The 19,507-nt window shown below is 55.9% G+C and carries 23 protein-coding genes; 9 read left to right on the plus strand and 14 right to left on the minus strand.

Annotated features, from left to right (window positions below; all coding sequences use genetic code 11):
• Window positions 1-10 precede the first annotated feature (10 nt).
• From RSK20926_RS17120 to RSK20926_RS17130, 3 genes are all read left to right on the plus strand, one after another.
• Entirely contained in the window at window positions 11-1,129 is a 1,119-nt protein-coding gene (locus RSK20926_RS17120; protein ID WP_008208646.1) for a DNA alkylation repair protein, read from the plus strand.
• 246 nt (window positions 1,130-1,375) lie between these two features.
• Window positions 1,376-2,425: a methyltransferase domain-containing protein gene (locus RSK20926_RS17125; protein WP_008208647.1), complete on the plus strand. Its 1,050-nt coding sequence runs from the start codon at window positions 1,376-1,378 to the stop codon at window positions 2,423-2,425.
• A 162-nt stretch (window positions 2,426-2,587) separates the two neighbouring features.
• A complete protein-coding gene (locus RSK20926_RS17130) occupies window positions 2,588-3,712 on the plus strand; it encodes an ABC transporter ATP-binding protein (RefSeq protein ID WP_008208648.1) in 1,125 nt (374 codons plus the stop codon).
• Between the two features lie 3 nt (window positions 3,713-3,715).
• Here the strand turns inward: RSK20926_RS17130 and RSK20926_RS17135 are convergent, their stop codons facing one another.
• Together RSK20926_RS17135 and RSK20926_RS17140 are read right to left on the minus strand one after the other, a co-directional pair.
• Window positions 3,716-4,396: a helix-turn-helix transcriptional regulator gene (locus RSK20926_RS17135; protein ID WP_008208649.1), complete on the minus strand. Its 681-nt coding sequence runs from the start codon at window positions 4,394-4,396 to the stop codon at window positions 3,716-3,718.
• Window positions 4,397-4,429: 33 nt separating this feature from the next.
• The gene (locus RSK20926_RS17140; protein ID WP_037255602.1) at window positions 4,430-4,741 is read right to left on the minus strand and encodes a hypothetical protein; all 312 of its coding nucleotides are present in this window, start codon (window positions 4,739-4,741) and stop codon (window positions 4,430-4,432) included.
• 222 nt (window positions 4,742-4,963) lie between these two features.
• On the opposite strand from RSK20926_RS17140, the gene RSK20926_RS17145 reads away from it, so the two are divergent.
• The 3 genes from RSK20926_RS17145 to tatC are packed head-to-tail and all read left to right on the plus strand — an operon-like array spanning window position 4,964 to window position 6,573.
• Window positions 4,964-5,179 carry a twin-arginine translocase TatA/TatE family subunit gene (locus RSK20926_RS17145; RefSeq protein ID WP_037255556.1) on the plus strand — a complete coding sequence of 72 codons (216 nt, stop codon included), beginning with the start codon at window positions 4,964-4,966 and terminating at the stop codon, window positions 5,177-5,179.
• A gap of 6 nt (window positions 5,180-5,185) precedes the next feature.
• Complete coding sequence (gene tatB, locus RSK20926_RS17150; RefSeq protein WP_008208653.1) at window positions 5,186-5,674, plus strand: Sec-independent protein translocase protein TatB; 489 nt, start codon at window positions 5,186-5,188, stop codon at window positions 5,672-5,674.
• Window positions 5,671-6,573, plus strand: a complete 903-nt coding sequence (gene tatC / locus RSK20926_RS17155; RefSeq protein WP_008208654.1) for a twin-arginine translocase subunit TatC — start codon at window positions 5,671-5,673, stop codon at window positions 6,571-6,573. Before tatB ends, tatC begins: the two co-directional genes overlap by 4 nt.
• A 248-nt stretch (window positions 6,574-6,821) precedes the next feature.
• Here the strand turns inward: tatC and RSK20926_RS22910 are convergent, their stop codons facing one another.
• On the minus strand, window positions 6,822-7,136 hold the full coding sequence (locus RSK20926_RS22910) for a hypothetical protein (RefSeq protein ID WP_157133166.1): 315 nt from the start codon (window positions 7,134-7,136) through the stop codon (window positions 6,822-6,824).
• Window positions 7,137-7,160: 24 nt separating this feature from the next.
• Between RSK20926_RS22910 and sigZ the strand changes: the two genes are divergently transcribed.
• Both sigZ and RSK20926_RS17170 read left to right on the plus strand, forming a co-directional pair.
• On the plus strand, window positions 7,161-7,703 hold the full coding sequence (sigZ, locus tag RSK20926_RS17165; RefSeq protein ID WP_008208656.1) for an RNA polymerase sigma factor SigZ: 543 nt from the start codon (window positions 7,161-7,163) through the stop codon (window positions 7,701-7,703).
• Between the two features lie 66 nt (window positions 7,704-7,769).
• The gene (locus RSK20926_RS17170; RefSeq protein ID WP_008208657.1) at window positions 7,770-8,480 is read left to right on the plus strand and encodes a glutathione S-transferase family protein; all 711 of its coding nucleotides are present in this window, start codon (window positions 7,770-7,772) and stop codon (window positions 8,478-8,480) included.
• Between the two features lie 64 nt (window positions 8,481-8,544).
• On the opposite strand, the gene RSK20926_RS17175 is transcribed toward RSK20926_RS17170, so the two are convergent.
• Both RSK20926_RS17175 and RSK20926_RS17180 read right to left on the minus strand, forming a co-directional pair.
• Entirely contained in the window at window positions 8,545-9,330 is a 786-nt protein-coding gene (locus RSK20926_RS17175; RefSeq protein ID WP_008208658.1) for an AAA family ATPase, read from the minus strand.
• Window positions 9,331-9,682: 352 nt separating this feature from the next.
• Window positions 9,683-9,880, minus strand: coding sequence for a lipocalin/fatty-acid binding family protein (locus RSK20926_RS17180; RefSeq protein WP_008208660.1), 198 nt, complete (start codon window positions 9,878-9,880; stop codon window positions 9,683-9,685).
• A gap of 180 nt (window positions 9,881-10,060) precedes the next feature.
• Between RSK20926_RS17180 and RSK20926_RS17185 the strand changes: the two genes are divergently transcribed.
• On the plus strand, window positions 10,061-10,909 hold the full coding sequence (locus RSK20926_RS17185) for an ATP-binding protein (RefSeq protein ID WP_008208661.1): 849 nt from the start codon (window positions 10,061-10,063) through the stop codon (window positions 10,907-10,909).
• A gap of 72 nt (window positions 10,910-10,981) precedes the next feature.
• Here RSK20926_RS17185 and RSK20926_RS17190 read toward each other — a convergent pair whose 3' ends face one another.
• The 9 genes from RSK20926_RS17190 to RSK20926_RS17230 form a co-directional block, all read right to left on the minus strand.
• Window positions 10,982-12,202 (minus strand): M23 family metallopeptidase, encoded by a 1,221-nt coding sequence (locus RSK20926_RS17190; RefSeq protein WP_008208663.1) that lies wholly within the window; start codon window positions 12,200-12,202, stop codon window positions 10,982-10,984.
• Window positions 12,203-12,319: 117 nt separating this feature from the next.
• Window positions 12,320-12,967: a protein-L-isoaspartate(D-aspartate) O-methyltransferase gene (locus RSK20926_RS17195; protein WP_008208665.1), complete on the minus strand. Its 648-nt coding sequence runs from the start codon at window positions 12,965-12,967 to the stop codon at window positions 12,320-12,322.
• Window positions 12,964-13,746 carry a 5'/3'-nucleotidase SurE gene (surE, locus tag RSK20926_RS17200; protein ID WP_037255562.1) on the minus strand — a complete coding sequence of 261 codons (783 nt, stop codon included), beginning with the start codon at window positions 13,744-13,746 and terminating at the stop codon, window positions 12,964-12,966. The genes RSK20926_RS17195 and surE overlap by 4 nt, the downstream gene beginning before the upstream one ends.
• Window positions 13,747-13,965: 219 nt before the next feature.
• Entirely contained in the window at window positions 13,966-14,610 is a 645-nt protein-coding gene (locus RSK20926_RS17205; protein ID WP_008208671.1) for an SDR family NAD(P)-dependent oxidoreductase, read from the minus strand.
• A 124-nt stretch (window positions 14,611-14,734) separates the two neighbouring features.
• Window positions 14,735-15,076 (minus strand): type IV pilus biogenesis protein PilP, encoded by a 342-nt coding sequence (gene pilP / locus RSK20926_RS17210; RefSeq protein ID WP_269724430.1) that lies wholly within the window; start codon window positions 15,074-15,076, stop codon window positions 14,735-14,737.
• Window positions 15,077-15,301: 225 nt separating this feature from the next.
• Window positions 15,302-15,844 (minus strand): DUF2199 domain-containing protein, encoded by a 543-nt coding sequence (locus tag RSK20926_RS17215; RefSeq protein WP_008208673.1) that lies wholly within the window; start codon window positions 15,842-15,844, stop codon window positions 15,302-15,304.
• Window positions 15,845-16,051: 207 nt separating this feature from the next.
• Window positions 16,052-17,572 carry an amidophosphoribosyltransferase gene (purF, locus tag RSK20926_RS17220; RefSeq protein WP_008208674.1) on the minus strand — a complete coding sequence of 507 codons (1,521 nt, stop codon included), beginning with the start codon at window positions 17,570-17,572 and terminating at the stop codon, window positions 16,052-16,054.
• A gap of 318 nt (window positions 17,573-17,890) precedes the next feature.
• On the minus strand, window positions 17,891-18,568 hold the full coding sequence (locus RSK20926_RS17225) for a Hint domain-containing protein (RefSeq protein WP_008208675.1): 678 nt from the start codon (window positions 18,566-18,568) through the stop codon (window positions 17,891-17,893).
• Between the two features lie 382 nt (window positions 18,569-18,950).
• On the minus strand, window positions 18,951-19,505 hold the full coding sequence (locus RSK20926_RS17230) for a CvpA family protein (protein WP_008208676.1): 555 nt from the start codon (window positions 19,503-19,505) through the stop codon (window positions 18,951-18,953).
• Window positions 19,506-19,507: the final 2 nt, after the last annotated feature.

Below are 19,507 nucleotides of genomic sequence, written 5' to 3' on the forward strand. Positions count from 1 at the left end.
GGAAGCGGAAATGGCCAGCGGGTTCTCACTCAAAGATCAGTTGTTTAACCAAGAAAAGATCCGCTATTTGGCGGATCTTTTCTCCTCGGCTGATGCCAGCTTTGATGCATTAGCATTTGAGGAAGAGGTCATGTCCAAACTACTTGGGCTTGAACTCAAAGAGCGTATGGCTTGGATTGCCGAAGTTCTGGGGCGAAATCTGCCCGAGACATTGCCAGAGCTCGCCCCAATACTCCTGAAGGCTCTGCCCGAACCATTGGATCCAGGGAAACGTGACGATGATTTCGGCGATTTTATCTTTGCGCCTTTGGGGGAGTTGGTTGTGGCACGTGGCCTGCCGGACCACATGCCGCTGGCCCTGGACCTGATCGAAGAAATCACGCAGCGCTTCTCCATGGAATGGGCTATTCGCGCCTTCTTTCATGTGGATAAGGCGCAAACCCTAAAGCGGATGGAGGCCTGGGCCGAGCATCCAAATTATCATGTTCGACGTCTGGTCAGCGAAGGAAGTAGGCCACGATTGCCCTGGGGGACCTCAATTCCGCTGGACGTGGCAGAGGCTTTGCCTCTCTTGGATAGGCTTTATGGCGACCCCACGCGCTATGTGACTCGTTCGGTGGCAAACCATTTGAACGACGTTTCAAAGAAAGATCCTGATCTGGTTTTGAAGCGGCTTCGCCTCTGGGCGGATGAGCGGAGGCAGGAGGGCAAAGAACTGGATTGGATGACCGCCCATGCTTGTCGCGGCTTGATAAAAGATGGGCACGCTGGCGCCTTGCTTTTGCTGGGATATGATCCTTCAGCCCAGGTCGAAGCCAAGATGACGCTGAAATCCAAAAATGTCCGAATTGGTGAATACCTGGAGTTTGAGGTTCAGTTGAATGCGAGCGAAAGAACTCCTGTTATTGTTGACTATATTATTGAATTTCAGCGGTCTGCGGGTAAAAGTTCACAAAAGGTTTACAAGTTGAAGAAAGCGATAATTCAGAGAAAAATGTTCGCATTGGAAAAGCGGCATTTGCTTAAAGGTGATGCCACAACCTTTAAACTACACCCTGGGCACCATAAGATAGAGTTGCTGGTAAACGGTGTGGTCCGCGCGGAAAGCGCCTTTGAACTCCTCGCCTAGGAGTGTCTTTAGCGCATCTAGAAGGAGCAGGTTTCGGGCTAAGTGGTCGGGTTGATTGCTGAGCCAGCCGGACCTTAAGGCTGGTCGGTTTTGGTGATTTGAAACGCTCGGGTTTGTAGACCGTGGTTCAATGGGAATACACGCGCAGTCACGCTTGCGTTAGCTTTGGTTCAGCCGGGTTGCGAGTTGGAAAGGTGGGGGGTAGCCCCTTGGGTATCTATTCTGACTGCCTGGAGAAGACCTGAAATGAAGCACGAATCCGTACAGACCTATTATGGTGAAACGCTTCAGGGCAGTGAAGATCTACAGACCAATGCCTGCTGCACTCCGGATGAAATCCCTGCCCATGTAAAGGCGGTCCTGTCCAAGGTTCATGACGAAGTTTTGACACGCTACTACGGGTGCGGCCTGATCGCGCCAGAGGCGCTGGAGGGCGCGAATATCCTGGATCTTGGCTGCGGTGCTGGGCGCGATGTCTATGCGCTGTCTGCTATGGTCGGACCAGAAGGGCGGGTCGTTGGTGTCGATATGACAGAGGCGCAGCTGGAGGTGGCCCGGAGGCATCAGGACTATCATGCCGAAGCCTTTGGTTATGACAGCAGCAATGTGGAATTCCACCATGGCTATATCGAAAAGCTGGAGGACCTCGGTCTGGAACCGGGCTCCTTTGACATCATCGTTTCCAACTGCGTGATCAATCTGGCCACCGACAAGGGGGCAGTTCTGCGCGGGGCACATCACCTGCTGAAAGAGGGCGGTGAGATGTATTTCTCTGATGTCTATGCCGACCGGCGGGTGCCCGAGGCCATGGCGCAGGATGAAGTGCTTTACGGAGAATGCCTGTCAGGTGCGCTCTATTGGAATGATTTCCTCACCTTGGCCAAAGAGGCGGGGTTCCTTGATCCCCGTATGGTGACGGCCCGCCCGCTGACTGTCGAAAACCCGGTTCTCGAGGCGAGAGTGGCCCCGTTGAAATTCCTTTCGGCTACCTATCGATTGTTCAAGCTGCCAGCTCTGGAGAGCGCCTGTGAGGACTACGGTCAGGCGGTGATCTACAAGGGTACAATTCCGCATGTGCCGCATGCTTTGGTGCTGGATGATCACCACGTGATCGAAACCGGCAAAGTCTTTCCGGTCTGTGGAAATACTTGGATGATGTTGCAGGACTCGCGGCTTGCCCTGCATTTTGACTTCATTGGCGATTTTTCCACGCACTACGGGATATTTGCCGGCTGTGGCGGCAACTCACCATTCAATGGTTTGGATGCGCAGGCGGCAACGCCGGGCTGCTGCTAGTTGTCGGCTATTCCTTCGGTTTGTTGTGGTGGTTGGAGTTCTTCTATCTGCCCGACAATCGGCTAGCCAGACTGGGGTGGTGCGTTTGGCTTGCGGCGGCAGCGCTGGGTTGCTATCCCGGCGTGAGCCCTAGTGTTTTCATCGGAAAAGCCCCACGACCTCATGAATACTGCACCAGCTGAGACGATCAAACCCATCGCCCCGCCGAGGCTGGAGATCCGCAATCTTCACCGATTCTTTGATGGCCGCCCTGTTGTGGACGATGTCTCTCTGCAGATCAGGGCCGGGCAGGTGACCTGCCTCTTGGGTCCTTCCGGCTGCGGAAAATCGACCACGCTGCGGATGATCGCGGGCGTAGAGATGCAGGACAGCGGTGAAATCTACGTCGATGGTAAGCTGATCTGCGATACCATTTTTCGCGTGCCACCCGAGCGGCGTGAGATTGGCCTCATGTTTCAGGACTTCGCCCTGTTTCCGCATCTTAGTGTTGCAGATAACGTGGCTTTTGGTCTCAAGGGATCAAAAGAAGAAAAGCGTCAGCGCGTCGCGGAGCTTTTGCAGAAAGTCTCGCTCACCCGCTTTATTGATGAGTTCCCGCACCAGCTCTCTGGTGGCGAGCAACAGCGGGTGGCACTGGCGCGCGCCCTGGCACCACGGCCTCGGATCATGCTGATGGATGAACCTTTTTCCGGGCTGGATAATCGTCTGCGGGACGGGATCCGTGATGAGACGCTGACACTGCTCAAAGAAGAAGATGCCGCGGTTCTTCTGGTCACACATGAACCAGAAGAAGCCATGCGCATGGCTGACGAGATTGCTCTGATGCGCCGGGGAAAGATCGTGCAGCAGGGCGCCCCCTATAATGTCTATACTCGACCGGTTGACCGGGCCGCCGTAGCGTTCTTCAGCGATGTCAATGTGGTGCAGGCGCAGGTGAATGGCGCATTGGCTCAGACCCCATTTGGAGAGTTTTTGGCCCCTGGCATTCCGGATGGCACGGATGTCGAAATCATCTTTCGCCCCCAGCATGTGAGGATCGATTTTGATCGGGCAGGCAAGGGACCATTGCCAACTCCGACGGATGGGGTGGCGGCACGTGGTACTGTTCAGCGGGCGCGTTACCTGGGCCACGAAAGCCTGGTGGAGTTTCGGATGGACCACGATGGATCAGTTGTTAAGGTCACTGTTCCAAAGGTGTTTTTGCCCGAAATTGATCGTGTCATGTGGCTGACCCTGCCACGTAACCGTTGCTATGTCTTCCCTTTGGAACGAGCAGCAGGAGCCTAGGCCCTAATCCTTGTTGCGATGAGGGTCGTAATCGACAAAGCGCTTGCCGGGTTCATCGACAAAGAGTTCTGGCAGCGCGGTTGCATTCTGGATCAGGTCGACACGAAACACCCGAAAATCCTCTCGTGCTTCACACCAGGCGGTTAGCGTCCAGACACGCCCCCAATATTCCATATGCAGGGGGCGAATGACTCTCTCACTCTTGGTGCCATCAATACGTTGGTAATCGATCATGAGTTTCTGGCGTGCCTTGATGGCGGCACGCAGCACAGGCATCTGAGCAAAGCCCCGCGCAGCATCGGCGAAGGGGTAGACCGCAAATTTCCAGGCATCCGCCTCGGCAATGGTTTCTTCTGGAAGGACTGCGTCCAGCTTTGCCGCAAGTGAGAGGGCTGCGGATTTCAGATCCGGGTCAGCGGCTTCTGCCACGATCGCCATGCCCAGGTTCAGCGCCTCCAGTTCTTCCGGCGTCAGCGTCAGTGGCGGCAGGGTGATCTGGTCGCGCACCATATAGCCAACACCACGCTCGCCCTCGACCGGCACGCCCGAGGCCACAAGCGTGTCCATATCGCGATAGATCGTGCGGGTAGAGACCTCGAGCCGCTCGGCGATATCCATTGCGCGATGGAGTTTCCCATCGCGCAGGATCTGTATGATCTCAAAGAGGCGGTCGGTGCGGCGCATGGATCTACCCTTGACGCACTGACCGCCCCAAGGTCAAGACGGCGCCATGCTCCAACGAATGGTCTCGTGCCGAATAGCAAGGCTCTCGCTGTTGATTGCTGACATGAGCGCAGGGATAAAGGCCTGTTTTGAGAACTCCTCCGCCACTTTTTGCGCGGTGTCCATGTCCTGCCAGATCACTGTATCTGTCCATTTTCCATCCTCACCATTGCTGAGGCGGCGAAAGACAAACCCCGGATAATTGGCGACAAATTCCTCCGTACTTTTGATCGCATTGAGAAAATCATCTGTGCTGACACCTTCGTTGAGGTGAAAGGTCACGGTTTCAGCAACTTGCTGGGTCATATCAAACTCCTTCTTGTTGATGGGGGGTGAATAGCTGAGGGCAACTGACATAAACCTGTCAGTTGTCTTCGCGATCTGTGCGATTGGGCAGGAATTCTGGAAGAGGTACCCAGCCAAATGCGCCTTACGGCTTTTGCTAAGAGGAGGGGACGGGCTAAACCCGAAGCAGGATATTCACTGGCGCCGGTCTGTGCGGTGCTGGATCAAGAAGGAGAAACACTCATGCTTAACAATATCGGTCTTCCCGGCCTGCTGCTCATCGCCGTTGTGGTTCTGGTCCTCTTTGGACGGGGCAAAATCTCTTCTCTGATGGGCGAAGTGGGCAAGGGCATAACCTCCTTCAAAAAAGGTATCAACGAAGGCCAAGCAGAGCTGGAGCAGGATGCTGCAGATGAAGCCAAGGACGTGACGCCCGATTCCGAAAAAGACAAGGCGTAAGCACATATGTTCGATCTTGGTTGGACCGAACTACTGGTTATTGGCGTCGTTGCGCTGATTGTTGTCGGCCCAAAGGATCTGCCGGTGCTGTTCCGCAGTGTCGGGCGTTTGGTCGGTAAGGCCAAGGGTATGGCTCGTGAGTTCAGCCAGGCCATGAATGATGCCGCTGACGAAAGCGGTGTTCGCGACGTGGCAAAGGGGCTGAAGGCCGCGACAAACCCGGTTGGCACGGCCATGGATGGTGTCAAAGAAGCAGCGCAGGATATGGCGCGTTCCATTGATCCAACCAAATATGACGCCGGTTCGGAAACCGCCAAACTGGCGGCAGAACGTGCGGCCGATGCCAAAAAGATCCAGGCTGCAACCGCGCGTGCGGCTGCGGAGCGGAAGGCGCGTGAGGCAGAAGAGGCGATGGCCCATGCTGAAGCGGCGGAAGCGGCAGTTGAAACCGCTCCTACGGCAGAGGTTGGTGAAGGAAGCGAGACCAAATCATGAGCCAAACCGACGAAATCGAAGATTCAACGGCGCCGCTGATTGAGCATCTGGCGGAGCTTCGGACGCGGCTCATTCACTCTGTCCTCGCTTTTATCGTGGGTATGGTGATCTGCTTTACCGTGGCAACACCGATCTTTAATTTCCTCACCGCCCCCCTTTGCCAGGTTCTGGCTGAAGGCGGCCAGGATTGCGCGCTGATCTTCATCAGTCCACAAGAAGGTTTCTTTGTTGCTATCAAGATCTCCTTCCTGGGCGGGTTTATGCTGGCCTTTCCCTACATCGGCTACCAGATGTGGCGCTTCGTGGCGCCGGGCCTTTACAAAAGCGAGAAGGGGGCCTTTCTGCCTTTCCTCGTGGCGTCACCCTTCATGTTCCTGCTGGGTGCCAGCTTTGCCTTTTATGTGGTCACCCCGCTGGCCTATGATTTCTTCCTTGGCTTCCAACAGTTTGGAACTGGTGGCGAAGCAGTTGTCGGCGAAGAGGTCAATCAGGGGCTCAGCGTTGTGTTCCAGGGCTCTGCTCAGGAGTATCTGAACCTGACCATCAAGTTCATTGTGGCCTTTGGCCTCTGTTTCCAGTTGCCGGTGCTTTTGACCCTAATGGGCAAGGCCGGGCTGGTGAGTGCGGATGGTTTGGGCTCGGTGCGCAAATATGCGGTTGTAGCGATTCTGGTGCTGGCAGCACTGGTGACTCCACCGGATGTGATTACCCAGATCATTCTTTTTGTTGTGGTATATGGGCTCTATGAGATTTCGATCTTCCTGGTCCGCCGGGTGGAGGCCAAGCGCGAAGCCAAGCTGCGCGCTGAAGGCTACTATGACGATGAGGACGAGATGGAGGCCCATCCCGAGGAGGCTATGACGGCTGAGTTCGAAGCAGGGGAAGGCAAGGACAAGTAGGCCCCGGCCTTCCAGTAAAATATAGTGAAGCGCGCCTATTCTGGCGCGCTTTTCTCTTCTCAACTGTTGCTTGTAACTCAAAAAGAAATGCGATCTCAGGTGAAGCTGGTGTTTGCAACTTGCTAGTGTTTTTGCCGCATTCTAATCTGCGCGCTATGTTAGGGTACCGGCATCAAGAAGTAAGAAGGCGCAAAAAGGTTCAATTGTTATTGGAGCTTTGCGAATGTGAAAACGATTTCTGGCCAAACTCACGCCATTTCTTGGAGGTCGGTGAAGAGGCCTTGGCCATGGAAGGTATCTATCTGTACCTTCTTTCTCGAGAGGACCTTTGGCAAAGGCACCATGCCCTTATCAAGCAGATAGTGAAAAGCTTCGCGGGATCGGTTGACTTTGATAGCTTGGAAATAACTGTTCTGGCGGCAGACCGTAAAAGCACCTGGTAGCCGATCGCTGGGAAGCATCGAAAATAGGTCTTGTAAAGCAGCGCGTGCACGACACTCAAAATCGGCAGACGTTTCTCTTTTCGGCGGTCGTTCGCTTGATTTCTGTTGCGGCGCTGCCATCTTCACCTGCGCGGAGGGGCATCAATGACGACAGAAGAGATCTGGCAGCAATACCGCGGGCGGCTTCAGGGTTTCATGCGCAGCAAGCTTTCCAACCCGGCTGATGTCGAGGATCTGCTGCAAGAGGTCTTGCTGAAGACAGTGACCAGCCGCGACAGTTTGAAAGACCCGGCCAAGCTGCAGGCCTGGCTGTTCGAGATCGCCCGCAACAGTATCATTGATTTCTACCGCCGCCGGGGACGGGGGCAGGGGCTGGCCTCAGAGGATCTGTGGTACCAGGCGGAAGAGCCGGAGGTCTTGGCCGGGCTGGAGGCCTGTGTTGAGCCTTTTTTGGCGGCTTTGCCGGAAGAGACCGCCGCTATGCTGCGGGCGATCGATCTGGAAGGACAGCCGCAGAAGGCCTACGCCGCAGAGCATGGGCTAAGCTACTCAACCTTGAAATCCAGGGTGCAGGCCGGGCGCCTGGCGCTGCGCGCGGTCTTTGAAAACTGCTGTCACCTGCCATTGGACAGCCGCGGCAATATCAGAGATTTTCGCCAAAAATCAAAGAACTGCTCTGATTGCTGAGATTTCTTTCGTCTTTCTCCTGAAGCCAGCGTCTTACAGACAGGTCCAGAAAGAAAGGAAAGACCGATGATCAAGATCGTGAGTTTCAAGATCTGCCCCTTTGTTCAGCGCGTCACAGCGATGCTGGAAGCAAAGAAAGTGCCTTATGACATCGAATATATCAGCCTCAGCGACAAGCCGGAGTGGTTCTTGGAACTCTCGCCAACCGGCCAGGTGCCGATGCTGATCACCGAAGACGGGGAGGCTCTGTTTGAATCCGATGCCATCGTTGAATATCTCGACGAGGTGACAGCGCCGCTGGTTCCGGGCCTGACGCCGGAACAGCGTGCCTTGGACCGCGCCTGGAGCTACCAGGCCAGCAAGCACTATCTAGTGCAATGTTCTGCAATACAAAGCGTGGACCGTGAAACCCTGGAAGAGCGCATTACGAAGCTGCGCAAAGCCTTTGCCAAGGCAGAAGCGCAGCTTGGTGACGGGCCCTATTTCAACGGCGCGGATCTGGGCAATCCCGATTTGGCCTGGCTACCTCTGCTGCACCGGGCGGAATTGGTTGAGGCCTACTCCGGATACGACCTTCTTGCCGGGTTTCCCAAAGTGAAGGCCTGGCAAAAGACCCTCTCCGCGACCGGGCTCTATTCCGCCTCGGTGCCGGAGGATTTTCCCGAGCGCTTTTCGGATTTCTATCTGTCGGAGCGCAGCTTCCTGGGCCGGGGTGCCAATAGCAGTGAACCGCCGCGCAGCGCTGCAAGCCCTTCTGTCGGCAGCTGCTGCGGCTGAGAATGAGCGCTTTTCGAAGCAGTGGCTAGCTAGTCTCGCTGCAGACAGAAAAGGGGAAGGCGCTTCAGAATTGGACGCCGCCTTCCTCCTGCAGAGCCTCAGAAATGAAATCTTCGGGGTCAGCAGTAAAGGATTGATACATTTTGAAGTGCTGGGTGTCCCGGTAGTTGATCTCCGAAAGGCCATGGCGGGTGACTTCCAGCACGCGAGCCTGTGGCAAAGCCATCAGAATTGGCGAATGTGTCGCCATAATGACCTGAGAAACTTCTGTTTCCTGAATGTGATTCAAAATCCGGAGCAGCTCAAGTTGCCGCTTTGGCGAAAGAGCGCTCTCAGGTTCATCCATAAAGTAGATGCCCTGGCGTGACATGCGTTCTTCGAAAAAACGAACAAATCCTTCGCCATGGCTCCAGGATAGGAAATCCGGTGCTGGGCCGCCACCTTCTCTTGCGGCCTCGTCAAGGTAGCGGGCGACGGAGAAGAAGGACTCTGCCCGGAAGAACCAGCCATTGGTGACTTTGGGCAGCCAGCCGCCTCTTAGGACCTCTGCAAGCTCAGCGCCACTCTTGTCGATGGCGTTGGAATGATCCACCGGCCGGTATCCTTTACCGCCGCCAGCTTCGTCATAGCCGCTCAGGGCCGCGATAGCCTCGATCAAAGTGGATTTTCCCGTTCCGTTTTCTCCAACAATTACGGTCACCGGGGTTGTGAAGCGCAGCTCGAAGCGGCCCTCATCCAGCCAGGGCAGATCAAAGGGATATCCCGATTTCTCAGCGAACCGTTCGGGAAGGATGGACAGGTTTTGCAAAAAAGGAGAGGGCAGTTTGGTCCCTCGATTGCGGCGGGCCATGAATGGTTTTCCTTCTCAAATGTCCTTCAACCCAAAGCTTAGCCCAACAGGAAACGACGGCGAAGAGTGGACGCAGTTTAAAACAGCTGAATTGGCTCCCTAGTGAGGAGAGATGTTTCTCGAACTGCCAAATTAACGGAGAACCAGTGCCCGGAATTAGAGGAGACGTTCCTCTCTCACAGCCTTGAAGCCACAGTCATTTGCTGCGTGGGCGCAGCAGGGCCGGACCTGGTCAGAGGTGCTTTCGGACCTATCCACGCAGTCTGTATGTACCGCACTTTAGAGAAAGTGAGTTCTTCTTCTTGATCCACCGGGCCTAAGCGCGTGCTGCCTAGCCGGAAAGCCTTTGGCGTCAGTTCGGCCGCACGGCGACCAGAACGATGCCCAGCTCTTCCTCCAGATCCTTGAGTCTTTGCAACTGCTCCTGGGGCAGATCCGCCGTGCGGGCCTCAACCTCGGCCAGCGCCACGACCGGGCCGCCAATGGATTTCTCAAGATCCTGAATTGCGCTGAGTTTCTCCGCTTCGAGCGCGGCAAGAGGGTAAAGCATCGTCTTCTCCTTCTGTCTGGCAAGACAACTATAGCAAGGATTCCCGCGTCATTGGCACTTGATGTTAATTTGACGCTGCAGAAGGGGCAGAGGTGCAGAGTATACCGCGGGGCATGCTACCTCTTGCCGCCTTTGCCGGAACATGCTTGAAACCCTGTAAATGACAAAGGGAGGTGGCCCATGGACGAGATTGCATTGACCCGTATTGCCGAGGCGCTAGAGCGGATGTCACCCGCCCCTCTGGAGGTACCTGATTTCGACGCAGCGGCTGCCTTTGTCTGGCATGTGGGACCCGAACGGTTGGAAGCAGTCAAGAGTGTGAACAGGGTGGATCTGGATCTCTTGCTGGGGATTGACCGTTCGCGGGATACGCTGCTTGAGAATACGCGCCGATTTGCCCAAGGCTATGCGGCGAACAACGCCTTGCTGTGGGGCGCGCGTGGGATGGGCAAGTCCAGCCTGGTCAAGGCTATTCATGGCGCCCTGATGGAAGAGTATTCGCATCTCAAACTGGTGGAGTTGCAACGTGAGGACCTGCCTTCGGTTGCGCGACTGCTCAATCACCTGCGCGGGTCTGAACACCGCTTCATCCTGTTCTGCGATGACCTATCGTTCAGTCATGATGACCAGCACTACAAAAGCCTGAAAGCGGTTTTGGATGGCGGCATTGAGGGACGTCCAGAGAATGTGGTCTTTTATGCGACATCCAACCGTCGCCATCTGATGCCGCGCGACATGATCGAGAACGAACGCTCCAGCGCCATCAACCCCTCAGAGGCAGTGGAGGAGAAAGTCTCGCTATCGGATCGGTTTGGTCTCTGGCTCGGTTTCCACCCCTGCGACCAAGATGAATATCTGGCCATGATCGAAGGCTATTGCACAGCCTATGGCGTCAAGGTGGCGGCAGAACGGCTGCGAGCGGAAGCGATTGAATGGCAAGCAACCCGTGGGTCGCGCTCAGGCAGGGTCGCTTGGCAGTTCTTTACGGATCTGGCGGGCCGCAACGGCGTAGCCCTGAGCACGAAGTAAGTTAGACTACAAGATTTGAGTCGTCAAAATCAAAAAAGAGCAGCCTGAAGAGCTGCTCTTTTCTTTTGTGGATCAGTTTAGATAGTCCAGCGGGTCCAGGCTGTCATAGCCATTGCGCACTTCAAAATGCAGGACTGGTTTGTTGCTGGCGGGTAGGGCTGCAATCGTTTCTCCACGTCTGACTTTCTGACCTTTGGAGACATTGATTTCATCCACACCTGAATAAATCGTCAGCAATTGCGGATCATGACGGATCACGATGATCGGCGTGTTCTGTGAGTCCTTGGTGATTGCGGCTACCGTGCCGGTCTCAGCCGCTTTGACCGCCGCGCCGGATGCTGCGGAGATGTCGATACCATCATTGCGGCCCTTGGAATAGGTTTTTACGATTTTGCCCTGCACAGGATAAGACATAGGCGCCTCAGCCTTACGAGAGGGCTCTGGCACCGAGACGCTGGGTAGGTCCTTTACTGCGACAGATGCCGGGGCCAAGTTTTCCTCTGGCAGAGGTTTGCTGGCGCTTGGTGGCGTTGGAATACTGCTGCCCTGGCCTGGTGCGGTAACATCACCGCTGTCTCGTGGAAGGCTGGGCGCCACTTTTTGATCCTTGAGAGGGATCATCAGATATTGTCCCTCGCGGATGGAGAAATCACTGCCTAACCCGTTCCATTCCGCCAGAGATCTGACCGGGACCTGGTAAAGGCGGGAAATCGTATAAGCGGTTTCTCCGCGCTCAACCTTATGGCGGACGGGTTCTGGACCGGTCTGGACGACAACCGGTTTGGCCTGCGGAGTCGGCTGGATTTCGGTTGTGGTGACTGAGCCAGGGTTGGGGGAAGTGGCGGGAGCGTTCTCGATTGCACTGCCCGCCAGTGACGCGATATCGATCGAGCCGGGGTTTGTCGTGCCTGATGATGATGCGACCGCGCTGTCAGGGGCACGACGGGGCAGGGCGATGACTTCGCCTTTGCGTAGGCTGTCACCAGGCTCCATCCCGTTGAAACGTGCAACCTCTGCTGCGGGCAGGCCAATACGGGTGGAAAGGCTTGCGAGAGTGTCTCCCCGTTCTGCGACCGCGACCTGGTAGGAGGGATAGGTGATCAGACCACGCGCATCAGGGCGAGGCGGGGTCTTTGTCGCACCCTGAGCGGCTGCAGTGGTGTTGAACCCACCAAACTGCCCACGCAGATCATAATCAAGGGGCCCTTCGCAGCCAGCCAGAAGGGCCAGCATTGAAACCACACCCAGGGTCATCCGCAAGGGGGCGATGGAGAGGCGGGGGATCGCCGTCATTTTCAACTCCTCAAATCTGCCTCTAGCAGGCTTATCTTCTCTTGTGCCTGCTCTGCTGTAGCGGTCAATGGGGTTTGTCGCCAAACCCGAAACAATAGGCGGGGCTTTGCCGGTGGCTCAGCCGTCTTTCCCCAAGCCCTCTAGCAGGGGAACAAACCGCACGGGTCGCAGCTCGTCATAGTCGAGCCCGTCATCTGTTTTGCGAACCCGGATTAGGGTTTGTACCGTATCGGACTGACCAACAGGCACCACCATGATGCCACCGGGCTTAAGCTGGCTTAGCAGGGGGCCGGGGGGGTCTTCAGCAGCAGCCGTCACAATGATCCGGTCGAAAGGAGCCTGATCCGGCAGGCCAAAACTCCCGTCGCCAACAAGAGAGGTGATATTGGGCAGTTGAAGCGCTTCGAAAACTTGCCGGGCTTCGCGCACCAGCCGCGTATGGCGATCAATGGTGTAGACGCGCCGAGCAAGCTTGGAAAGGATCGCGGCTTGGTATCCGGATCCAGTGCCAACCTCTAGTACCGTATCGCGTGGGCTGACCTGCAGTGCCTGTGTCATCAGTCCGACAACAGAGGGTTGCGAGATGGTCTGTCCGCAGGCAATGGGTAGCGGCGTGTCTTCATAGGCGCGCTCCGCGAAGATCCCGCGCACAAAGGGGCCACGATCTATGGCTTCCATTGCTTCAAGGACACGGTTCTCCGTCACCCCGCGAGAGCGTAGGGCAAAAAGGAATTGCATCTGTGTTTCTGGATCGGGGCCGTTCATTCGATCCTCTTGAAGGCTTCCAGTGTCTCATCGGCGGTAAGATCCGCGCGCATCGGAGTCACGGATATGTAGCCCTCCAGGTTTGCGCTGGCATCGGTATCGGGTGCCGTGTGCACGTGCTGATCGCCACCTTTGATCCAAAGATAACGACGTCCGGTTGGCGAGGTCTGCTCTTCTGCAGAAAAATGGCTACCGCGTCGAAACCCTTGCCGTACAACACGCGTTCCCTTGACTGCATCCGCAGGTACTGGGGGGAAGTTGATATTGTAGAACAGGCGGTAGTCTTCGTCTTCTTCGGGGGCGGCGGCCAGAATTTTCCGGATCAAACCAACGGCATGCGCGGCAGATGCTTCAAACGGATCGGGCAACTCGCGGTTATGCGGGCCAAAATACTGCGACAATGCCATCGCCGGAATGCCCTGAAGTGCCGCTTCCATAGCTCCACCCAAAGTGCCGGAGTAGAGGGCGTTTTCGGCGGAATTGTTGCCACGATTGACCCCAGAGAGGACAAGATCCGGTTTCTCTCCGGTCATGGCGACATGGATGCCGGCCAAAACGCAATCAGCAGGGGAGCCTTCAGCCGCAAAACGACGCTCTTCCAGCTGGCTGAGCATTGAGGGGCGAGTATAGCTGATGCAATGACCAACACCGGATTGTTCAAAAGCTGGGGCAACACACCAGACTTCTCCCTCGGGACCGGCCAGTTCTTCGGCGATCCGCTCTATCACGCAGAGACCAGGAGCGGAAATGCCGTCGTCATTTGTGATCAATATGCGCATGCTGGCCCCTTGGATCTGTTTTGATCTGAATAGGCGTTGGCGCGGAACTGGGCAAGCATTTCGCAGGCTTAGGGGCAGAAGACCGTTGAAAAACGGGAAAAGAGTCACAGGTTCGCCGGGGGCGGATTTCTGACTGCCCTTGGAAAAGGGCAGTAGATGCGATGTAGTCGCTGGGTTTGCAAGACTACCCAGCTGCTAACCTAGGTGCCTGCAGGGCAGTCAGCCTAGAATTTGGGGCAGCAGCCTTTGTGCCTCATCGCGGATGTTGGCCAGAACAGTGCGATCTTCCCCTGGAAAGAAACGTGCCCGAAGCGCTGTTGGCATCGGAGCAGGTTCGACGATCTCAACCACCGGGCCGGTGTTCAGGGTCTCAGCCTGCCAGCTGCGGGCCAGGGCCATTTGTGCGGCCTTGGTGGCCCCATAGGTGCCGTAAAACTTCTCGCCAGCGCGGGCGTCGTCGAAGAAGACCGCTTTACCGTTCTGACCCAAAAGGGGAGCCAGATAGGGGATCAGCACCGAAGTTGCCGTCGCATTGATGGCAAAAGCCTTATCCCAGTCCTTGGGCGCAACCGATGGGGCGGGGCAGAGTGCGGTCGCGTGAATAGCGCTATGCAGCCAAAGATCCAGCTTTCCCCAGCGGTCATGAATGCCACGGCAAAGGGTTGCCATGGCTTCGGGGATCGTGATGTCCATTGGGGCCAGGGTGGCGCTGCCGCCCAGGGCCTTGATCCGGTCATCCAGCTCTTCCAGCCCGCCGGTTGTACGGGCAACAGCGATAATATGGTGGGTCGGGGCTAGGGCCTCCGCCAGGGCTGCGCCCAATCCGCGAGAAGCACCGGTGATAAGAGCAAGTTTCTGTGTCATGGGTGCCTTGTGGTCCGACAGGTCGGGCGGGTCAAGCCTCCATAGGCTTGAGGTGTCAGCGCGGGCGAAGTTTATGGGCCTCGACGGGGGCTTTATCGCAGGTCGTGTCCTTCAATCTAGGTGATTATCCCTCGGGCATCTTGATACGCGTCGTGGTGCTGCCTTTTTGCAAAACCACCCCGTCGGCATCGATGCTCAGAATTCTGCTGCGGGCTAGACGATTGCCGGGTTTTACGGTCTTCACACGGCCTCCCGGCATCCGGACTAGCGCTTGCATGTCGCCGGAGGTGCCAAAAAGACCCAGTAGATTGAGATCGGATGAATTGAGAACGCCGCGTTTGGTGGCGGTTCCCGCAACATTGTCAGGGGTTGCTGCGGTAGAGAGAGAATTGGCCATGGAGCTTGGGAGTTCCTCCCGGCGATTGCGCCGGATTGAGTGTTGTGTCTGTTTCGACCCGTCGCAGATTTCACGACGAGAGCTATCCCTTCATTTGGGTGCGACGGCTACCTAATGCGGCAAGGGATGCCTTGCCAGTCTGGAACAGAGGGAAATGAGGGAAGTGTGAGAGAGGCGGCTTTGTTTTCGGCGGAAGGTCGCGCCGATCCGCAGTGACCAGCAGGGAGTTGCCAAGTTTTCAACTCGTGCTCGGGGTTCTAGGCTTGGCCCTTGAAACCCAAAGAGCGGGTGCAGTCAGGAATCATAGACCAATGAGGCCAGATCGTGCCCGTATGCGAAGAGCAACTCCAGCAATTCCTCCAGCTGAGCACCAGCGGTTTGCAATGTAGCCAGTGGGTGATTGGGTTCTGAAATTTGCAGATCTGGGTATTGGCCTTCTGGGCGCATGTGCAACATGCAGGCCACAGGGCTGGCGGTATCTGGTGGGATCGCATTGGCAAGCCAAGCAGGGCGACTGCCCATGCTTTCGGTATCCTGCAAGTCCAGAAGGTCGATATAGGTTTCGAAATCATCCGCACCGATGTTCGCCCAGGTGCCAAATGTGAACTCCTCACCACCGCTGTTTGCGATGGGGAGGGCCAGGATTGCGCGAATGAACCTCAGGTCTCCGAGGCGGCAGAAATCATCGGTCAGCACATCTCCGGACTGAGCCAAGATGGCAGAGTTGTCCTGTACAACCAGATCCTCGGGGCAAAGGTCCGGACGGTCGCAGCCGAGGGATAGCAACTGCGCAAAAGTGGCACCGCAGCAGCGGCACTGACGCGCAGATGTCAGCATACGGGCGAGATGAGCGTCCACGGCAGGGACCTTTCTGGTTGCCCCGAAAAGTGCCGGGGCGGGCAACTGAAACAAGGGGAGGCGCCGATCCAGTGATCAGCGCCTCCCCAAAGCGATGGCCGCTCTCTTACTGTGCTTCGTCGCCAAGATCAAACCCTGTTAACAGGAGATGCTCTAGCCGACTTGGAGCCTTAGCAAAAGTACTGCCTAGTTCGCAATTTTCATGCTGTTCCAGGATTCGCCTGGTGCTGGCATATCCTTGATTTTCTTGCTGACACGCCCGCTGCTTTCCAATGACTGCAGGTATTCTTCCGTCACGCTGCCAGTCACGTAATTGCCGTCAAAGCAGGAGCAATCAAAGGCTTCGATGTCCTTATTGCCTTCTTTGGCGGCCCATACCAGATCTTCAAGGCGTTGATAAATCAGGGCATCTGCCCCCAGTTCTTCGCGTATCTCTTCCGTGCTGCGGTCATTGGCGATCAGCTCGTGCCGGGTGGGCATGTCGATGCCGTAGACATTGGGGAATTTCACCGCTGGCGAGGCAGAGGCGATGTAGACCTTCTTGGCACCAGCATCACGACACATCTGAACAATCTTCTGGATGGTGTTCCCACGCACGATGGAATCATCCACCAACATGATGTTCAGCCCCTTCATCTCCAGCGGGATGGCATTGAGCTTGCGGCGCACCGATTTCTGCCGTTCCGCCTGGCCCGGCATAATGAAGGTACGACCGATGTAGCGATTCTTTACCAGGCCTTCGCGGTAGCGGATGCCCATGGATTTTGCGACTTCCAGCGCTACTGGGCGAGCAGAATCGGGCACAGGAATAATGCAATCGATATCCAGCTCGGCTTCTTTGATCTGGGTGGCAAGTGTCTGGCCCATACGCAGCTGCGTCTTGTAGACAGAAATGCCATCCAGCATCGAATCTGGCCGCGCCAGGTAGACATATTCAAAGACACAAGGGGTGAGTTTACCCTCGACCGCCTGAAAGCTGTGCATTTGCCCTTCCAAGTCGATGAGGATCGCCTCACCCGGGGCTACATCGCGCAGCTTTTCAAAACCGTTGATTCCAAAGGCGACATCCTCGGAAGCAAAGGCATAATCATCGCCTTCACCTTCAACGGTGCGCTTGGCCACCGAAAGGGGGCGGATGCCGTGCGGATCGCGGAAGGCCAGCATGCCCACACCGGCAATCAGGCAGATTACCGAATAGGCGCCCTGAACCCGCTCCATGGTCATCTTTACGCCAGCAAAGAGATTGCGAACCGGATCCAGATTTCCGTTTACCTTAATGCTGTCAGAGATCTTGTCCGCCAGGACGTTCAGCAGGATTTCTGAATCGGAGGTGGTCCGCAGATGTCGGCTGTATTTGGCGGTCACCTTCTCGCGTTGTTCCGCGGTATTGGTGATATTTCCGTTATGTACCAGGTAGATACCGTAGGGTGCATTCACAAAGAATGGCTGTGCTTCCGAGGCAGAGAGCGAACCCGCAGTCGGGTAGCGTACATGGCCGATACCAACCTTACCCCGTAGAGTGTCCGCATCGCTGGCACCAAAAACGTCTTTGACCAGACCATTGGCTTTGCGCTCCCGGAAGAACTCTCCGGTATAGGTCACAATGCCAGAGGCATCCTGTCCGCGGTGCTGCAACATCAGCAACCCATCATATAGTTCCGCAAAGACCTCATCTTGTCGGCTTGCGATCCCCAAAATCCCGCACATTGAATGGCTCCAATTTCACTGTGGCGTTGCAGTCGGATGCGGCAGTGCTGTTCGCGACAAAGACACTGCTGGCGCTTCCTAGCCCGGATGACGCCTAGAATACAGAAGAAAGCTTGGTTTTTAGTGCGTCATTTTTCATCTCTTCGCCTGGTGTCGGAAAACCTACCTGCGAGAGATGCGTTGCGCCCTGGCTTTTCCTCGCAAGAGTTGTGTGATCTGGGCAGTGCAGGTGCCGGATTAGGTTGAAAAGGCAAAAACAATAAAGCGATGCGGTTTTAAGCGCATCGCTTGCCGGAATTTCGGAAATGGCTTTGAGATTTAGGCGGCCTTTGCACTGTCCAGAAGGTCCTGAAGCAGGTTGGGCAAACGAGCATCTTCACCTTCAATACCCGTCGCGGCGAGGGCGCGGCCCTCTTCGCTGGCCAGAACCTGTCGGGTTTCGGCGACGGAGAGCTCTTTGAAGGCGCTGCCATCTTCGTTTTCACCCGATTGCATGAGCATTCCGCCTTCGGCCCAGATCAGTTCCTCTTCTTCACATTCGATGTGAATGCGGCCCATACGCTCGGGTGCGATGGCCTTAATGCCCTTGTAGCCCACAAGAGAAATCAGTTTCACCATCGCGAGGGGCAGGCCAAAGAGGCGCTCAATTGCGGCGATCTCCAGCGCGACGATCTGATCCGCAGGCAGGCAGAGATCGGTTTCATTCCCCAGTGCAAGGGCGGGAACATGCACCATAGTGGTCATGCGCGGGACGGCGTGACGAACAGCCTTCACTTCCTGGGCGCCGCCATCAAACGTATAAACCATATCGCCGGGCTTTACATCGCGGGCCTGAACAAAGCCGCGCTCTGTTTCAACGATAGTTTCGGGAAGAAAACCGCCGGTGCGTTTGCGCTGTGGGATTTCGACGACAGGTTCAGACGGCAGGATAGGGAAATCCAACAGCAGGCCAACTGGCTGAAAATCGGCGAATGAGTTGAAATGATCCAGCAGCATCTTGTCGTCCCTTCTGAGATCGGTGCCCGTCGTTCGGTGTTGAGCCTATGTGGCACCCGAATTGGGCCGAAAATGGGGCAAGCCTGCGGCCAATTTCGATCCGACCCCATTTTTTGGCGACAAAACCTCATTTTTCGGGGGGATTGTTAACTCTTGCGAGGGCTCTGGTCGGAATTCGTTAAGAATCGCGCTTGGCTTTCGCTGCAAAGCTCTTGCGATGCGAGATCTGATTCTTGTTGGTTAACAAAAACTTAATCGTTAACGGGCCGTGTTAACAAAGGTTGCCAAGAATGCAAGAGATTTGTGAAAGCCCTTGCAGAACCATATAAAAAGGGCGCCATTGTGGCGCCCTTGATTTTAATCTTGGTAAAGGATGAGCGGATTAGTTGCCGCATTTTCCGATCAAGGCTTCGTATTGCTCGGTAACCCAGCCCAGTGCCTGCTCTGGGTTGCGGTCTTCGATTTTGCCAATCATGCGCTCAAAGACAACCAAAGAGCGGCTCTCGTCAACGATTGTAAAGCTCTGTCCGGTCATCACGACATTGTAGAGGAAGAAGCCAATCGCAACCAAAAGGATGCCACGCAAAACGCCAAAGAAGAAACCGACACCCTGGTCCAACCCACCCAGTGCGGAACGCTGCACCAAGGATGAGAACAAGGGGGTAAAGAAGGAGACTACGATCAAAGCCAGCGCAAAGACTGCGGCAAATGCTGCAATGATCGACAGCTCGCAGCTGTCGGCAATAAATTCGCCAACAACCGGGATCTCAGCCATGAGTGGCTCGACCTGAGGGGCAAAGATAAAGGCAAGAACGCCGGCTGCGATCCAGCCTGCGATGGCCATGGCCTCGCGGACAAAGCCGCGTGAATAGGCCAAGAGAGCCGATAATACGATGACCAGGGCCACAACCCCGTCAATAATGGTGAAACCTTCCATGT

The organism is Roseobacter sp. SK209-2-6, assembly GCF_000169455.1.
In the GTDB taxonomy this organism is placed as follows: domain Bacteria; phylum Pseudomonadota; class Alphaproteobacteria; order Rhodobacterales; family Rhodobacteraceae; genus Pseudophaeobacter.

Excerpts from the sequence above, each read along its gene's own strand:
- RSK20926_RS17120 (WP_008208646.1), top strand. The coding sequence starts at position 11 with ATGGCCAGCGGGTTCTCACTCAAAGATCAGTTGTTTAACCAAGAAAAG.
- RSK20926_RS17125 (WP_008208647.1), top strand. The coding sequence starts at position 1,376 with ATGAAGCACGAATCCGTACAGACCTATTATGGTGAAACGCTTCAGGGC.
- RSK20926_RS17130 (WP_008208648.1), top strand. The coding sequence starts at position 2,588 with ATGAATACTGCACCAGCTGAGACGATCAAACCCATCGCCCCGCCGAGG.
- RSK20926_RS17135 (WP_008208649.1), bottom strand. The coding sequence starts at position 4,396 with ATGCGCCGCACCGACCGCCTCTTTGAGATCATACAGATCCTGCGCGAT.
- RSK20926_RS17140 (WP_037255602.1), bottom strand. The coding sequence starts at position 4,741 with ATGACCCAGCAAGTTGCTGAAACCGTGACCTTTCACCTCAACGAAGGT.
- RSK20926_RS17145 (WP_037255556.1), top strand. The coding sequence starts at position 4,964 with ATGCTTAACAATATCGGTCTTCCCGGCCTGCTGCTCATCGCCGTTGTG.
- tatB (WP_008208653.1), top strand. The coding sequence starts at position 5,186 with ATGTTCGATCTTGGTTGGACCGAACTACTGGTTATTGGCGTCGTTGCG.
- tatC (WP_008208654.1), top strand. The coding sequence starts at position 5,671 with ATGAGCCAAACCGACGAAATCGAAGATTCAACGGCGCCGCTGATTGAG.
- RSK20926_RS22910 (WP_157133166.1), bottom strand. The coding sequence starts at position 7,136 with ATGGCAGCGCCGCAACAGAAATCAAGCGAACGACCGCCGAAAAGAGAA.
- sigZ (WP_008208656.1), top strand. The coding sequence starts at position 7,161 with ATGACGACAGAAGAGATCTGGCAGCAATACCGCGGGCGGCTTCAGGGT.
- RSK20926_RS17170 (WP_008208657.1), top strand. The coding sequence starts at position 7,770 with ATGATCAAGATCGTGAGTTTCAAGATCTGCCCCTTTGTTCAGCGCGTC.
- RSK20926_RS17175 (WP_008208658.1), bottom strand. The coding sequence starts at position 9,330 with ATGGCCCGCCGCAATCGAGGGACCAAACTGCCCTCTCCTTTTTTGCAA.
- RSK20926_RS17180 (WP_008208660.1), bottom strand. The coding sequence starts at position 9,880 with ATGCTTTACCCTCTTGCCGCGCTCGAAGCGGAGAAACTCAGCGCAATT.
- RSK20926_RS17185 (WP_008208661.1), top strand. The coding sequence starts at position 10,061 with ATGGACGAGATTGCATTGACCCGTATTGCCGAGGCGCTAGAGCGGATG.
- RSK20926_RS17190 (WP_008208663.1), bottom strand. The coding sequence starts at position 12,202 with ATGACGGCGATCCCCCGCCTCTCCATCGCCCCCTTGCGGATGACCCTG.
- RSK20926_RS17195 (WP_008208665.1), bottom strand. The coding sequence starts at position 12,967 with ATGAACGGCCCCGATCCAGAAACACAGATGCAATTCCTTTTTGCCCTA.
- surE (WP_037255562.1), bottom strand. The coding sequence starts at position 13,746 with ATGCGCATATTGATCACAAATGACGACGGCATTTCCGCTCCTGGTCTC.
- RSK20926_RS17205 (WP_008208671.1), bottom strand. The coding sequence starts at position 14,610 with ATGACACAGAAACTTGCTCTTATCACCGGTGCTTCTCGCGGATTGGGC.
- RSK20926_RS17215 (WP_008208673.1), bottom strand. The coding sequence starts at position 15,844 with ATGCTGACATCTGCGCGTCAGTGCCGCTGCTGCGGTGCCACTTTTGCG.
- purF (WP_008208674.1), bottom strand. The coding sequence starts at position 17,572 with ATGTGCGGGATTTTGGGGATCGCAAGCCGACAAGATGAGGTCTTTGCG.
- RSK20926_RS17225 (WP_008208675.1), bottom strand. The coding sequence starts at position 18,568 with ATGCTGCTGGATCATTTCAACTCATTCGCCGATTTTCAGCCAGTTGGC.
- RSK20926_RS17230 (WP_008208676.1), bottom strand. The coding sequence starts at position 19,505 with ATGGAAGGTTTCACCATTATTGACGGGGTTGTGGCCCTGGTCATCGTA.